Origin of the sequence: Eudoraea algarum (assembly GCF_050589645.1) — a bacterium.
GTDB lineage: Bacteria > Bacteroidota > Bacteroidia > Flavobacteriales > Flavobacteriaceae > JBNGOQ01.
The window spans coordinates 522,572-537,015 of sequence record NZ_JBNGOQ010000003.1 but is presented as its reverse complement, the minus strand read 5'-3'; the positions used below and the strand labels follow the sequence as shown (position 1 = coordinate 537,015).

Sequence of the window (14,444 nt, the reverse complement as noted above, 5' to 3'; positions counted from 1 at the left end):
ATTGGCTCCAGGATAGTAAGACCTCCTAGCTGCCAAAGCCTACCCGAGTACGGCTGATTATATATTGGAGGAAAGTGCCATTATAGTAGTTGACCAACTTGCAAAATTGCGGTAATTTAGAATTTCAAATTTTTCACCTATGCGATACCTGATTGTGATGCTACTGGCCGTCTGTATGATGGGTCGTGCGCAGGATAGTCTCCCGTTTGAAGCTGAAGTGGCAGAGATTCAAAAAAAATACGATACGCTTTGGGATGCTTCCAAGGAAACCATAGTATTTACCGGAAGTTCCAGTGTTCGCTTGTGGAAAGATCTTGCAACGATTTTCCCAGAACAGCAAATCGTGAATTCGGGCTTTGGGGGATCGCAGGCCTCCGACCTTTTAATCCATTCGGAAAAACTGATTCTCCGCTTCAATCCCAAAAAGGTCTTTATCTATGAGGGCGACAATGACATTTCGTCAAAAAAAAAACCAAAACGGATCATCGCCGATATACAGCAGATCATTGCCCTGGTAAAGGAGCATAACAAGGCAACACAAATTGTACTGCTTTCTGCCAAGCCCAGTATTGCCAGGTGGCACCTTAGGCGCAAGTACAGACGTTTGAACCGCAGAATCAGGGAAATCTGTGAGCGGGATACCAACCTGGCATTTGCCAACGTCTGGGACATTATGCTCAACGGAAGAAAACTAAGGACCGATCTGTTCATTGCAGACGGTTTACATATGAACGCCAAGGGGTATGCCCTTTGGCAAGAGGTAATAACCAAATACATTAAATAATCTGAACATGCGACAATCAACAGTATTAAAAGCGCTGATCCTATTTACGGGAATTTTGGGATTTCTTGCTTGCGGCGAAAAAAGGGCACCCATCAATTTTCCCCGGACCGATCTGGCACAGGAAAACTTGATCCCAAAACCTTTAAAAATCACTCCTACCCACACGGCCTTTGGTCTAGACAGGTATACCGCCATCTATACGTCCCAGAACGAGCTGGGCTTCGCAGCGGTTGGCGAGTTCCTTGCTAAGAAGATCAAGGAAAAAACCAAGCTTGACCTTTGGGTCAACGACCACGGGGACGAAGGGGTAAAACGGATTATTTATATCAATCAATCTGATAGTACAACACTCCAAGCGCCGGAAGCCTACCAATTGTATATCAATAGAGATTCTGTGATTATCAATGCCAGTACCGCTGCGGGTGCGTTTAGAGGTATTCAAACGCTAAGACAGCTTATTCCCGAGGAAAGCAATGATACCCTGGCCGAACAGAGAATCTGGCCCATTGCATCGGGAAAAATCGAAGATCGACCCAATTTTGAATATCGGGGCTCTATGCTGGATGTGGCCCGCCACTTCTTTAGTGTGGAGGACGTAAAAAAATATATCGACCTTTTGGCGTACTATAAGATCAATGTGCTGCACTTGCATCTTTCCGATGACCAGGGATGGCGAATTGAGATCAAATCATGGCCCAGACTCACAGAGGTTGGTGGAAGTACCGAAGTGGGTGGCGGCCCAGGGGGCTTCTATACCCAGGAAGACTATACTGAAATTGTGGAATACGCTGCGGCCCGATACATCACGATTGTTCCGGAAATAGATATGCCGGGGCATACCAATGCGGCCTCCGTAGCCTATCCCATTTTGAACGGCAATGGAAAAACGCCGGAATTGTACACTGGAATGCGCGTAGGTTTCAGCACCTTTGACGCGCAAAAGGATACGGTTTATGCCTTTATTGATGATGTGGTAGAGGAAATCGCCGCCTTAACCCCCGGTCCCTACTTCCACATTGGCGGGGATGAAAGCCATGTAACCAAAAAGAAAGACTACATCCTCTTTGTAAACAAGGTTGAAAAAATAGTGCAAAAACACGGGAAGCGGATGATCGGTTGGGACGAGATTGTCCAGGCCGATATCGATTCCACCACCATTGCCCAGCATTGGGCCACAAGGGAAAATGCCATCGCTGCGGCCAAAAACGGATCCAAGGTCATTCTATCGCCGGCCAAAAAAGCTTATTTGGATATGCAATACGATACGCTGTCCAAATTCGGTTTGCATTGGGCTGCCTATATTCCCGTGGATACGGCCTATATTTGGACCCCGGAAAAATTAATTGAGGGGATTCCCCTGGAAAATATTTTGGGCATAGAAGCTCCCTTGTGGTCCGAAACGATCAGCACGATAGATGAATTGGAATATTTGGCCTTTCCCAGGATGATCGGCTATTCCGAATTGAGTTGGACCACCGAGGAAAATCGCGATTGGGAAAACTACAGGGTACGCCTGGCGAACCAAGCGCCTTTTCTGGACCGAATGGATGTAAAGTACTACCCATCCAAGTTAATCGATTGGAAAAAAAGCAAGTACACCTACGAAACCATCGAAAAAGATTGATATAACAAAGCGGCTGTTTGAAAAGTGCTCTGCTGTCCGTTCAAGCGCAGTCGAGAACCTTATATGTCCTTATTTTCCAGACATCTCAACTGCCTGCCCTCCGTACAAGACTTCGGGAGGTGGGCGCTCGATATGACAGTTTTTTGTTTTTACCTTTTAAACAGCCGCTCTGATTTAGTCCAATATAACTCCTGTTATTTGTAACGTTTTACGTCATTTTTTTATCCCTGGCACACCTTCAGGTTTTTTGGTCTGCCAATGGAAGGTCTCGGCCTTCTGTTCTGTAGGCCATATCTCGTCCAAAGTATCCGCATGATATACCCTGCCATTTTTGACCACAAGGGTAAGCGAATTCGTATTCCTCAGGTCTTCCAAGGGGTCTTTGTCCAGAATCAGGACATCTGCCAATTTTCCAACTTCCAAGCTGCCCAGGTCGCCGTCCAATCCCAGCGCTAGGGCACCCAAGATGGTCGCCGTTCTAAGGGCGTCCATATTCTTCATTCCGCCACTGGCCACGGACCAAAGTTCCCAATGAAAGCCAAGGCCCTGTAATTGCCCATGGCTGCCAACACCTGCCAGACCACCGGCCTCTACCAAATCTTTCATGAACTCTGCATGTTTTTTAAAGACATGTTCCTCATCCATAAACCAGCCCGGTCTTCTTCTCGATTTACGGGCAAGATCGGCATAGGGGGTGTAATACTGTATTTTTTTATCGCCCCAAACATCTTCCCTCGAGTAGTAATAATTCTCTGCCCAGGGCCCTCCATAGGAGACCAGCAGGGTTGGGGTGACGGCCATTTTGGAATCTGCGATGGCCTTCACTACATCCCCATAAATAGGATAAATGGGCAGGGAGTGTTCGTGTCCCGGATATCCATCCAACAATTGGGTCATGTTCAGTTTAAAATCGAGTCCGCCCTCGGTTGTGGGCATCAACTTCAATTCCTTTGCGGCCATCATGATCCATTGTCGTTGCTGTCGGTTGCCGACCAAGTACATCTTTATGCTTTTGGTATCGTAGTATTCGCTGTATTGGCTAAGGACTTCTTTGGCATGGTCCAAACTTTCTATTTTATACCGCCAGAAACCTACTCCGGGCCCTGTACTGTAGATACGAGGTCCATGGGTCATTCCGGACTCGACCATATCGGCATAGGTCAACACATCTGTGGTACCCGTTTGAGGGTCCCTAGTGGTGGTGACCCCATAGGCCAGATTGGCAGAATACACCCATAACTGGCTTTTGTGCAATCCCCAGCTTGGTCTTAGATGTGCATGGGTATCTATGAATCCCGGAACCACCGTTTTACCACTGACATCAATGGTCTTTGTATTCGGTGGTACATCGAGGCTTCCGCTGGCCCCCACTCCTTTTATACGGTTATTTTCAATAAGGATATCGCCGTTTGCAATGATCTCATCTCCCTTCATCGTCAGAATACGTCCGCCCTTGAGCAACAGGTTTCCCTGAGGAATGTCCCTTTTATAGGCCACCTTCACCTTGAACTCCTCTGCTTCAAATTTGGGGTCTTTTTTCTTATCCTCTTTCCCGTCGGCTTTGGTGGAATCCGACTTCTTTTCCTTCTTCTTAAGCTCTTTTTCCTTCTTTTTGGCCTCGGCCACGCTGTCCTTAAACTGTTTGCCGGCGGCAAGGTCATAGCTAAAATGGCTGGCACCAAGCGACCAGTGTACTTTTTTGCTATCGGACGACCAGGCGGGGAATTCGCCACCAATAATGGTCAGTTTCATGGCCGGAAACGCCGCACCATCCACTTTGGCCAAGGAAATGGAAGGGGTTTTCCCATATTTGGGTATGTCTACGGTGTACATATCGTTGTTGATCATAGCCAAAGCGGTCTTCCCGTTGGGCGCAATACGGATGTTGACAGGTTTGGAAGCCTTTTTGTTTTCCTCGTTCTCCTCCGATGACAGCAAGGTGGGCAAACACACATTCTGGTTGTACGCACCATGCTCATTTTCCAAGATGTCCTGGGAACCGTAGGTCTCTATACCCCTTAATCTCAAATGCTCCTTTTGATCAGATCCGTCCCAACGTATGGAGACAAGACCTTTGTCGAAACTGTACAAGTATATCCGATCATCTACTTGGGTAAAGTGTGGCGCGGCCCTTCCATTGGATTTATCAATAAAATTAATCGTTCCGCCTTCAGGGGAAATCCAAACCAAGTCCTCCTGATATCTCCTAGCCCTAGGGCCTGTAGCATCGTCCCATATCTGCGCTGCACCCCTGTGGAACGCTATACGATTTTGGGTGTAGGACCATTCGGGAAAAGTATAGACTCCTGGTGTTCTTGTCAACTGCTGTATTTTGACCCGTCCTTCCGTATTTACCTTGTACAAATGCCCTCCGCCGTGCTTCCAGGTGGTAAACACCAGGTACTTGCCATCTGGCGACCACGCAGGTTGCGCCTCGGTAAAATTGTTACTGGTAAGCCTTCTGGGCGTACCGTTGGGTAGATCCATTACATATAATCTGTTCAGGGCGGTAAAGGCCAATCGGGAACCATTGGGCGATGGTCTGGCATCCCGGATCTGGGTTACAAAGGCCTCTTCGGTATCTTCGATGGGGTATTTGAAATCCAATCGCGGTCCCAATTCCAGATTCACCGCTACTTTGAACGGTATTTCCGTAGCCACATTGTTTTGCAAGGAAATGGAGTAGATCTTGCCCCCGTAGGAGGCGATCAAATTTTTACTATCTGGTGTAAACGACATGGCCGGCAGTACGCCCAAGGGCGCAATGGATTCCTGTTCATCGCGTTGCACGGGATAGGCCAGCCAACGCTCTTTGCCCGATTTTAAGTTGCGCAACATAAGGCCGGTCTCCTCTTCAAAACGCGTCCCGTAGACCATCCAATTGCCATCATCGGATAAGGTAGGGGTAAATGCGGAGCCATATCGGGAGGTGATAACGGCCATATCCCCATCTTCCATATCATAGGTGCCAATCTGGTATTGTGGGAGTTGGGCATTGTAATTCCAGGAATTTCTCCGTTGGGAGAAGTACAGGAGCTTGCCATCCGCACCAAAGGCAGGGTCTATTAATTTAATCTCCTTGGGCTCGGTCACCAACTGGCTCCCGGACCCCCCGTCCTTATGGTAGATATGTGGCTTGATGTTTCGTCTTCCTTTTACTCCAACGATATATTCCCCGTCCGGAGTCCATTCTGCGGAAAAGAAATTGTGTTTCTTTTGCTTGCTGATCTGCTTGTCCTTCAGGGTGGCAAGATCAAGGGTCCAAATGTTGTCCGAACCACTTTTGTCCGAAATAAAGACCAAGGATTTGCCATCAGGGCTGTATCTGGGGTGTACGTCATAAGCCATACCACTGGTTATTTGGGTGGCCGTGCCACCTGTAATGGGTATACTGTAGATATCACCCAACAGGTCAAATACAATGGTACTGCCATCGGGGCTAACGTCCAAGGAAATCCAAGTGCCCTTGTCCGCAGTAAAGGAGAGTGTGCGTTCAGGCTCCAAAGGAAGTTCCTTGGTGGCCCTCTTCGTAGAATCTTTTTCTTTTTCCTGGGATAAACCAGGGAGGGTGCAAATAATCAGCAACAGCAAGGTTGCGCCAAGTTTAAAACGAGCGTGCATTGTTAGTAAGGTTTTTAATAATAATAAGTCGCCTAAATATAGCTAATTAATTCCTGAAGATATCATAAAAAAACCCTCATTGCGGAGGGTTTTTAAATCGTGATATTACTCTTCTTCAGTAGAAGGGTCATCTTCCCCGCTTTCTGGGAACTCCGTGATTCCGTGATCGTGCAGAATATTGTACCATTGTATTATTTTTTTGATATCACTGGCATATACACGATCCTCATCGTAATCTGGAAGAATTTCAAAAAAGTACTCTTCCAGTTCTATTTTTTCCGCTTTATGTCCAATGGAAGTCTTCTTTCCATTTTCCTTTTCCTTTATTTTTTGGAAGACCACGCGCAGGGGGATTTCCTCGCTTAGGGTATAAACGGCAATTTCGGACAATACGCTCACATTATTTCTAAATCCTACCGTGATTCGCTTCCCATCCAAAAGGGATACTGCAACAAAACCGGTTCGGGTCTGTGTCTTCAGTTGAAAGAGTCCGGGCCTGCCTCCAATTGATAAAATTTTGTCTAAGCTCATATACTAGTATAAATTGGGTGTCAAATATTGCATTTTTACTTCAATAAAGAAACGGATCAGCGCGTTTTTTTGACATTTGGAAAGCGCATTCTATAATCCACATTGATCTTGCCCTTGGAGATATTGGCCAAGCGCCCCTTTAATAGCCGTTTTTTAAGGGAGGACAACTTATCCGTAAACAGAATACCCTCAATGTGGTCGTACTCGTGTTGGATTACACGAGCCAAAAGTCCGCCATAGGTTTCCGTATGGGGTTTAAAATCCTCATCAACATAGGAAATGGTAATAGTGTCTTTTCGTTGTACGTCCTCACGAATATCCGGAATGCTGAGGCATCCTTCGTTGAAGGCCCAATTTTGACCGGTTTCCTCGACCATGTGCGCATTTATAAATACTTTTTTGAACCCGTTCAATTCCTCTTGTTCCTCCGCGGACAGTTCTTCGTCATCTGCGAAGGGGGTAGTATCCACAAGGAACAAGCGGATGGGGCGCCCTATTTGGGGGGCGGCCAGCCCAACCCCATTTGCATTGTACATGGTCTCCCACATATTTTTCACCAAATCGGTCAGATCGGGATACTCTTTTTGTATATCTTTCCCCACCTTTCTCAGCACGGGGTCGCCGTAGGCAACAATCGGTAATGTCATTTTATAATCGAGCGTTTACGGTTTACGGTCAAGAGTTGAGGACTGAGAATGAACAATCCCAGGTTAATAGTTGCTAGTTGTAAACTTTCCATGGCCAACTATTAGCCGATAACTCATAACCCTTAACTATTTCTATTTAAATATGCCTGTAGGATCAGGGTTGCACTTATTTCGTCCACTAAAGCCTTATCTCTACGTTTTTTTTTCTTCAAACCGCTTTCCAACATGCTTTGTACCGCCATCTTTGACGTAAAGCGCTCATCCTGGCGCTCCACAGGGATTTCTGGAAAAGCGTTACCCAACTTTTGTAAAAAGGGCAGTATTAACGCCTCGGATTCCGAGGGGGTGTTGTCCATTTGCTTTGGTTCGCCCACTACAAATCGCTCTACCTGCTCCTCCCCTACATAGTTCCTTAGGAATTCAAGAAGTCCACTGGTAGCAACTGTGGTCAATCCGGAGGCAATCAATTGCAATTCATCGGTAACGGCGATTCCGGTTCTTACCTTCCCATAATCAAGTGCTACAATTCTTCCCAAATCCAACATTTTGGCAAAAATAAGCGATAAATTGTTATAAGTATAAAATTGAAAGGTTTATTGCGGGGTAGCTATTATCTTTGCCAAAATTTAATACGAAATGACGGAATTACGAGCCCTTATTGAAAAAGCCTGGGAAAACCAGGAGCTGTTGGAACAACAGGCCACCCAGGATGCCATTCGCAAAGTAATCGATTTAATAGATGCGGGAGAATTACGCTGTGCAGAACCTACCTCCCAGGGATGGCAGATCAATGAATGGGTAAAAAAAGGGGTGGTCCTCTATTTCCCTATTCAAAAAATGGAAACTTTGGAGGCCGGGATATTTGAATACCACGACAAAATTCCTTTAAAAAGAGGGTATAAGGCCAAAGGAATTCGGGTTGTACCCCATGCGGTGGCCCGGCACGGGGCCTATATATCCCCAGGCACCATCCTAATGCCCAGTTATGTGAATATCGGCGCCTATGTGGACGAGGGGACAATGGTAGATACCTGGGCAACCGTGGGCAGTTGTGCTCAAATCGGTAAAAATGTCCATCTCAGTGGGGGCGTTGGTATCGGGGGCGTTTTGGAACCGCTTCAGGCCGCACCGGTAATAATAGAGGACAATGCTTTTATTGGGTCCCGTTGTATTGTTGTGGAGGGCGTTCGCGTAGAAAAAGAAGCCGTACTTGGCGCCAATGTGGTCCTTACGGCATCTACGAAGATAATAGATGTTACCGGTGACACCCCAAAGGAAGGAAAAGGCCTTGTACCTGCGGGATCTGTTGTGATTCCGGGAAGTTATACCAAGGAGTTCCCAGCTGGTCCGTATCAGGTTCCCTGTGCGTTGATCATTGGCAAACGTAAGGAAAGTACGGACAAAAAAACTTCCCTTAACCAGGCCTTACGGGAATATAATGTTGCCGTATAAAATGTAGGAATTTTATTTACAATATAATTTTTTTACTTTTTTTTTGTTATACTTTTGTAACAATAGATGAATGCTCCCTACTTACACAGATTGCCATGAATAAACAAGACAAGAAGATTTCTGCCTTGGTCATCACCTACAATGAGATCGGGTATATCGAAAAATGTATAGAATCCATCGCCTTTGCGGATGAAATCATCGTGGTAGATTCCTATAGCACGGATGGAACATACGAATACCTATTGGAACATCCCCAGGTAAAGGTTATTCAGCATCCCTTTGAGAATTTTACCCTGCAAAAGTCATATGCCCTAAAACAGGCTTCACATGACTGGGTGTTGTTTACCGATGCCGATGAAATAGTGACCCCAGACCTAAGGGATGAAATTGTAAAGACGGTAACCGGTAACGCGGAGCATGTGGCCTATTGGTTCTACAGGAAGTTCATGTTTCAGGACGAACCCTTAAAGTTCAGTGGTTGGCAGACCGATAAAAACTACCGCTTGTTCCGCAAAACCAAAGCGCATTTCACAGATAAGAAAATTGTGCACGAGACCTTGGTAGTAGACGGAAGCTGTGGCATATTGGAGGAAAAATTAATTCATCGTTGCTACAAGAACTATGAGGATTACAAGGGGAAAATGCTTCGATACGGAAGGTTAAAGGCCAAGGAAGATTTTTATAGGGAAAGGAAATTCAGTTATTTCTTCATGGTCCTAAAACCATTTTGGAAATTTTTCAACCACTACATTCTCCGTCTGGGCTTTTTGGACGGCGAAAAGGGAATTACCGTATGTTATCTGAATGCCTTGGGCGATTTTGAGCGTTACAAGGAGTTGCAACGTTTGGAAAAGAAAAACGAACTGGCGTATTACTTACTAATGCCGTAGTGGGTCCACACGATCTGCTCCCGCTTTACCTCTTTCCGTATTTTCAGATTTTTTGAAATGGATTCTGGCGTCCTATACCCTCTTTTATGGTCTAAATGTACACATACGGCACTGTAACGAAGCTGTTTGGACTTGATTCCAAAATTAAATAATCGCTCTCCCAGTTCACGATCTTGTCCGCCGTATTGCATGCGCTCGTCAAAACCGTTCACGTTGAGAATATCCTTTTTCCATCCGGAGGAATTATGTCCATTCCAACTGGCATTGGTAGTGGTAAACGTATTAAAGAAAATAGACATGAAACCCCTTGCGGTAAGTTTGTTGTTCTTAAAGGTCTTGGGTATGCCCTTCTCCTTCAACCAATTGATATTGAAACAGTTTTGCTCTTCGATATCCTTTAAGGCTATCATTTTTGAAATGTTCATGGGCAACATATAGTAGCCCCCGGAAATAAAGTACCCTGGTTCCTTATTGATATAGTGTACCTCTACAAAATCTTCCCGGGGAATACAGTCCCCGTCCGTCATGATAATATAATCTGCATTGCAGGCAATGATCGACTTGTTCAATATCCTCGATTTCTGGAAACCGTCATCCTCCTGCCAAACATGTATAATAGGATAACCGACCTCTTTTTGGAGTTCCTCCAATAACGCCTTGGTCTTTGGACCAGACCCATCATCGGCCACCACAACCTCAAAATTCTTGAAGGTCTGGCAATTGAATCCCCATAGTACTTTTTTTAACCATGCTTCGGAATTGTAGGTACTTACTATAATGGATATTTTGGGTTTTTCCATAAATACGTTTACTAGTCTGCAAAAATATAAAACTCTTATTGTATATCTTTGGTTTGTGCCAATATTGATTGCATTGGCAAATCGAAATATAGCAAAAATCGGTTAGTATTAACCCCTGCGCATGAAGATTAAAGAAATTCCCGTATCCATTTTCCATACCTTAAAGCTGTTGTCGCTTTCCGCCATAAAACTGCGTTTGAACGAAAAGAAGGAAGTTCCGGTCATTGTCTCCCTTACCTCCATTCCTTCCAGATTGGGCCTTGTACACCTTGTAATACGCAGTCTTATGGACCAGGAGGTACGGCCAAAAAAAATAGTGCTTTGGTTAAACAAGACGCTAAAAGACAGCATTCCAAAAAAACTTGGGAAACTGGAGGGGGATCTCTTTGAAATTCGATTTTCGGCACTCGAATGCTCCCATAGAAAACTGATCCATTCGCTGGACGCTTTCCCTTCGGAAATTATTATCACCTGCGATGACGACCTGATCTACCGTCGCAACTGGCTACGGTTGCTCTTTGAGGCCCATCAGGACCATCCAAACCGTATCTTGGCCAACCAAACACGTTATATCAGTTATGATCAACAGGGCAAGCTATTACCCTATAAACAATGGATCTACCGCGGTGGCACACCCTTTAATGCTGATGCGGTATTGCCCGTAGGTGCCGGTGGTGTGTTATATCCCCCCGGTACCCTACTCGATAAAACTGGGGATATTGACCTGTTTATGGACCTGGCCCCCAAAGCGGACGACCTATGGTTCAAGGCCATGTCCTATTTAAAAGGAACCACCTCTAGCAACGCAGGGAACGCACCCAAAAAGCCCATACCCATAATGGGTTCACAGGTACAGTCCCTAAAAAAGCAGAACGTGGACCAGGATAAGAACCGTTCTACATGGGAAGCGGTAAGTGCCCATTTCGAAATTGACCTATCCCGTCAAACCGGACTTTAGCATCGGACTTGTATAATACATCTTTAAAAAATGAATGAAGAAATTCAGAAAGCCATAGAAGTTCTTACCGCTGGGGGACTTATCCTATACCCCACGGATACCATTTGGGGCATTGGTTGCGATGCCACCAATAGCGAGGCCGTAGAAAAAATATATACCCTAAAAAAACGCCCTGGCACCAAGACTATGATATGCCTGGTAGCCAATGACTTTATGTTGGAACAGCATGTAACCCATATACCGGAAGTGGCCTATGACATTCTGGATTTGGCAACCAAGCCCACCACCATTGTCTATGACGGTCCCAAAGGTGTGGCCAAAAACCTCATAGCCAAGGACAACACCCTGGCCATTAGGGTGGCAAAGGATAAATTTTGCCAGTACCTCATCGGTAAATTCAAAAAACCCATCGTATCTACCTCGGCCAACCTTGCGGGGGAACTGTCCCCAAAGAGTTTCAAAGAAATAGATGAGCAGATTTTAAAAGGTGTGGACTATATAGTAAATTTGGACCGCGATAAGGAAAAAAGCACCCCCTCGTCCATCATAAAATTGGGTGCGGACGGGACCGTTAAGGTCATCCGGGAATAAGACAACAATGCAGAAACGCTACGAAGAAGCTTTAAAAAATCCCATATTTCCATTGATTGCATCGGCAGCCAAAGAGCTTTCATTGGACTGCTATGTCATTGGTGGTTATGTAAGGGATTATCTCTTGGATCGAAGGATTCCCAAGGATATCGATATCGTTGCCATTGGCAGTGGCATTGCCCTGGCCAAAAAAGTGGCTTCCAAGATACCGGGCAAGACCGATGTTTCCGTTTTTAAAAATTTTGGAACCGCCATGATAAAGCATGCGGACTTTGAGCTTGAGTTTGTGGGCGCCAGAAAAGAGAGCTACCATCGGGAAAGTAGGAAGCCCGCCGTGGAGGACGGCAGTTTACACGACGATCAAAAGCGAAGGGATTTTACCATTAATGCGCTCGCTTTTTCCCTTAACGAAAAAGATTATGGCAGTTTGCTGGATCCCTTCAACGGTCTGGAGGATTTGGATAGCAAATGTATCCGTACCCCTTTGGAGCCTAAAATCACCTTCTCCGATGATCCCTTAAGGATGATGCGTGCCATACGTTTTGCTACCCAGCTCGGTTTTACGATTGTTCCCGAATCCCTGGAGGCCATCTCAAAGAACAGGGAACGGATCAACATTATTTCCAAGGAGCGCATTGTGGACGAACTGCATAAAATTCTTGCCAGTAAAACGCCCTCGGTCGGTTTTGCGCTGCTGCACCAAACCGGTTTGTTGAAATTTGTATTGCCAGAACTTCTGGCCTTACAGGGTATAGAGGAGGTTGAAGGGCAAAGGCACAAGGACAATTTTTGGCACACCCTGGAGGTGGTAGACAATATTTCAAAGACTACGGACAACCTATGGCTACGTTGGGCGGCCCTGCTGCACGACATTGGCAAGGCCCCTACAAAAAAGTTCGACAAGAAAATAGGGTGGACGTTTCACGGACATGAATTTGTAGGCTCCAAAATGGTCTATAAGCTGTTCAAACGCATGCGCATGCCGCTGAACGACAAAATGAAATTTGTCCAAAAAATGGTCCGTATGAGTTCCCGGCCCATAGTACTCTCGGAAGACTATGCCACGGATTCTGCGGTTAGACGACTTATTTTTGATGCCGGCGACCATGTGGATGACCTCATGACCCTCTGCGAAGCGGATATCACCACCAAAAACCCCAAAAAACAGAAAAAGTACAAGAACAACTTTAAGCTGGTACGCCAAAAAATTGTGGAGGTAGAGGAAAGGGACCACATACGCAATTTTCAGCCCCCCATAAGCGGGGAGGAAATCATGAAAACCTTTAATTTAAGCCCTTCCAAGGAAATAGGTATCATCAAGGATGCCATTAAGGAAGCCATATTGGAGGGCCATATTCCCAATAAGCACAAGGATGCTCGCGAATTTATGCTAAAAAAGGGAAAGGAGATGGGACTAAAATTGCTCAATAACTAACCGCTTTACCTTCCGTTATATCATAAAAGAGTGGTAATTTTGTGCCTGCTAACCATAGCCGAAAGATGCAAAAACGTTACAGAAAACTAGCCAAAATTTCACTGGCACTGGTGTACTTGGTCATTATTGCCGGTGCTGTGGTGCGCATGACCGGAAGCGGTATGGGCTGCCCGGATTGGCCCAAGTGTTTTGGTTATTACATTCCCCCTACCGATATATCGGAACTGCAGTGGCAGGAGAACAGGTCCTATAAACAAGGGCAGGTCATTATCAGAGCGGAATCGCTTTGGGTAGCCAAGCAAGATTTTAGGACCAACACTGCCTACAACGGGGACAATTGGACATCTTACGATCGCCACAATTATGCGGTTTTCAACCCTTTTCATACCTGGACCGAATACATCAATAGGCTCGCTGGCGCCCTGGCGGGCTTGGCCACCTTGTTGCTGGCCTTGTATTCCCTAAACTATTGGAAAGAGCGCAAAACCGTGACCTTGCTGTCCTTTCTCGTGGTAGTTGCCATGGGGTTTCAGGCCTGGTTGGGCGCCACGGTAGTATACTCCGTTTTGGAACCCGTAAAAATTACGATCCATATGATCATGGCGCTGGTCATCGTGGCCCTTTTGTTATATCTTATAAAGACCACCGATACCAAGGTGCAAAAACATATCTATGACCGGGGCACGCAAGGCTTTCTATGGGTAGTTTTGTGCATTACATTGATCCAGGTGGTGCTGGGAACACAGGTAAGGCAGTTTGTGGACGACCAAATAGGTCTGGTAGGGGAAAATGCGAAAAACCAGTGGTTGCAAGACCCCCAATTGCAGTTTTATGTGCACCGTTCGTTTTCCGTGTTGGTTGTGTTTATCAACGTCATTTTGGCCTATCGGATCAACAAGCGCAAGTTGGGGTACGACAAGATCTATTGGGTCCTGGTGCTGATCTTTCTTGAGGCCGTTACCGGTATGGCTATGTACTACCTGGATTTCCCCTTGGGCAGTCAGCCCATGCATCTGGTGTTGGCCTCCTTGTTATTTGGGGTCCAGTTCTATTTGGTTTTGGAGGCGATAAAATCCAATAAAACCCTCAAATCTTTGTAACTTTGTCCTAC

General features: G+C 45.9%; 13 protein-coding genes. 8 read left to right on the top strand and 5 right to left on the bottom strand.

The window, feature by feature from the left end:
- Positions 1 to 139 precede the first annotated feature (139 nt).
- On the top strand, positions 140 to 784 hold the full coding sequence (locus ACRD67_RS13125) for a GDSL-type esterase/lipase family protein (protein WP_430967629.1): 645 nt from the start codon (positions 140 to 142) through the stop codon (positions 782 to 784).
- A gap of 7 nt (positions 785 to 791) precedes the next feature.
- Entirely contained in the window at positions 792 to 2,408 is a 1,617-nt protein-coding gene (locus ACRD67_RS13120; RefSeq protein ID WP_430967627.1) for a beta-N-acetylhexosaminidase, read from the top strand.
- A 213-nt stretch (positions 2,409 to 2,621) separates the two neighbouring features.
- Here the strand turns inward: ACRD67_RS13120 and ACRD67_RS13115 are convergent, their stop codons facing one another.
- From ACRD67_RS13115 to ruvX, 4 genes are all read right to left on the bottom strand, one after another.
- Complete coding sequence (locus tag ACRD67_RS13115; protein ID WP_430967625.1) at positions 2,622 to 6,029, bottom strand: amidohydrolase family protein; 3,408 nt, start codon at positions 6,027 to 6,029, stop codon at positions 2,622 to 2,624.
- Positions 6,030 to 6,134: 105 nt separating this feature from the next.
- Complete coding sequence (locus ACRD67_RS13110; protein WP_430967623.1) at positions 6,135 to 6,560, bottom strand: DUF5606 family protein; 426 nt, start codon at positions 6,558 to 6,560, stop codon at positions 6,135 to 6,137.
- 56 nt (positions 6,561 to 6,616) lie between these two features.
- Positions 6,617 to 7,207 carry a peptide deformylase gene (gene def, locus ACRD67_RS13105; RefSeq protein WP_430967621.1) on the bottom strand — a complete coding sequence of 197 codons (591 nt, stop codon included), beginning with the start codon at positions 7,205 to 7,207 and terminating at the stop codon, positions 6,617 to 6,619.
- A 122-nt stretch (positions 7,208 to 7,329) separates the two neighbouring features.
- On the bottom strand, positions 7,330 to 7,743 hold the full coding sequence (gene ruvX / locus ACRD67_RS13100; protein ID WP_430967620.1) for a Holliday junction resolvase RuvX: 414 nt from the start codon (positions 7,741 to 7,743) through the stop codon (positions 7,330 to 7,332).
- Between the two features lie 100 nt (positions 7,744 to 7,843).
- Between ruvX and ACRD67_RS13095 the strand changes: the two genes are divergently transcribed.
- The gene (locus ACRD67_RS13095; RefSeq protein ID WP_430967618.1) at positions 7,844 to 8,659 is read left to right on the top strand and encodes a 2,3,4,5-tetrahydropyridine-2,6-dicarboxylate N-succinyltransferase; all 816 of its coding nucleotides are present in this window, start codon (positions 7,844 to 7,846) and stop codon (positions 8,657 to 8,659) included.
- 95 nt (positions 8,660 to 8,754) lie between these two features.
- Positions 8,755 to 9,549: a glycosyltransferase family 2 protein gene (locus ACRD67_RS13090; RefSeq protein ID WP_430967617.1), complete on the top strand. Its 795-nt coding sequence runs from the start codon at positions 8,755 to 8,757 to the stop codon at positions 9,547 to 9,549.
- Here ACRD67_RS13090 and ACRD67_RS13085 read toward each other — a convergent pair.
- On the bottom strand, positions 9,531 to 10,349 hold the full coding sequence (locus ACRD67_RS13085) for a glycosyltransferase family 2 protein (protein WP_430967616.1): 819 nt from the start codon (positions 10,347 to 10,349) through the stop codon (positions 9,531 to 9,533). The two genes, ACRD67_RS13090 and ACRD67_RS13085, sit on opposite strands and share 19 nt — an antisense overlap.
- Positions 10,350 to 10,470: 121 nt before the next feature.
- Here ACRD67_RS13085 and ACRD67_RS13080 point away from each other — a divergent pair, with 121 nt between their 5' ends.
- From ACRD67_RS13080 to ACRD67_RS13065, 4 genes are all read left to right on the top strand, one after another.
- On the top strand, positions 10,471 to 11,307 hold the full coding sequence (locus tag ACRD67_RS13080; RefSeq protein ID WP_430967615.1) for a zinc-binding alcohol dehydrogenase: 837 nt from the start codon (positions 10,471 to 10,473) through the stop codon (positions 11,305 to 11,307).
- Positions 11,308 to 11,337: 30 nt separating this feature from the next.
- Positions 11,338 to 11,898, top strand: coding sequence for an L-threonylcarbamoyladenylate synthase (locus tag ACRD67_RS13075; RefSeq protein WP_430967614.1), 561 nt, complete (start codon positions 11,338 to 11,340; stop codon positions 11,896 to 11,898).
- 7 nt (positions 11,899 to 11,905) lie between these two features.
- Positions 11,906 to 13,333 (top strand): CCA tRNA nucleotidyltransferase, encoded by a 1,428-nt coding sequence (locus ACRD67_RS13070; RefSeq protein WP_430967613.1) that lies wholly within the window; start codon positions 11,906 to 11,908, stop codon positions 13,331 to 13,333.
- A gap of 65 nt (positions 13,334 to 13,398) precedes the next feature.
- On the top strand, positions 13,399 to 14,433 hold the full coding sequence (locus tag ACRD67_RS13065) for a COX15/CtaA family protein (RefSeq protein WP_430967612.1): 1,035 nt from the start codon (positions 13,399 to 13,401) through the stop codon (positions 14,431 to 14,433).
- Positions 14,434 to 14,444: the final 11 nt, after the last annotated feature.

Coding starts and splice junctions, on each gene's coding strand:
- ACRD67_RS13125 (WP_430967629.1), top strand. CDS start 140: ATGCGATACCTGATTGTGATGCTACTGGCCGTCTGTATGATGGGTCGT.
- ACRD67_RS13120 (WP_430967627.1), top strand. CDS start 792: ATGCGACAATCAACAGTATTAAAAGCGCTGATCCTATTTACGGGAATT.
- ACRD67_RS13115 (WP_430967625.1), bottom strand. CDS start 6,029: ATGCACGCTCGTTTTAAACTTGGCGCAACCTTGCTGTTGCTGATTATT.
- ACRD67_RS13110 (WP_430967623.1), bottom strand. CDS start 6,560: ATGAGCTTAGACAAAATTTTATCAATTGGAGGCAGGCCCGGACTCTTT.
- def (WP_430967621.1), bottom strand. CDS start 7,207: ATGACATTACCGATTGTTGCCTACGGCGACCCCGTGCTGAGAAAGGTG.
- ACRD67_RS13095 (WP_430967618.1), top strand. CDS start 7,844: ATGACGGAATTACGAGCCCTTATTGAAAAAGCCTGGGAAAACCAGGAG.
- ACRD67_RS13090 (WP_430967617.1), top strand. CDS start 8,755: ATGAATAAACAAGACAAGAAGATTTCTGCCTTGGTCATCACCTACAAT.
- ACRD67_RS13085 (WP_430967616.1), bottom strand. CDS start 10,349: ATGGAAAAACCCAAAATATCCATTATAGTAAGTACCTACAATTCCGAA.
- ACRD67_RS13080 (WP_430967615.1), top strand. CDS start 10,471: ATGAAGATTAAAGAAATTCCCGTATCCATTTTCCATACCTTAAAGCTG.
- ACRD67_RS13075 (WP_430967614.1), top strand. CDS start 11,338: ATGAATGAAGAAATTCAGAAAGCCATAGAAGTTCTTACCGCTGGGGGA.
- ACRD67_RS13070 (WP_430967613.1), top strand. CDS start 11,906: ATGCAGAAACGCTACGAAGAAGCTTTAAAAAATCCCATATTTCCATTG.
- ACRD67_RS13065 (WP_430967612.1), top strand. CDS start 13,399: ATGCAAAAACGTTACAGAAAACTAGCCAAAATTTCACTGGCACTGGTG.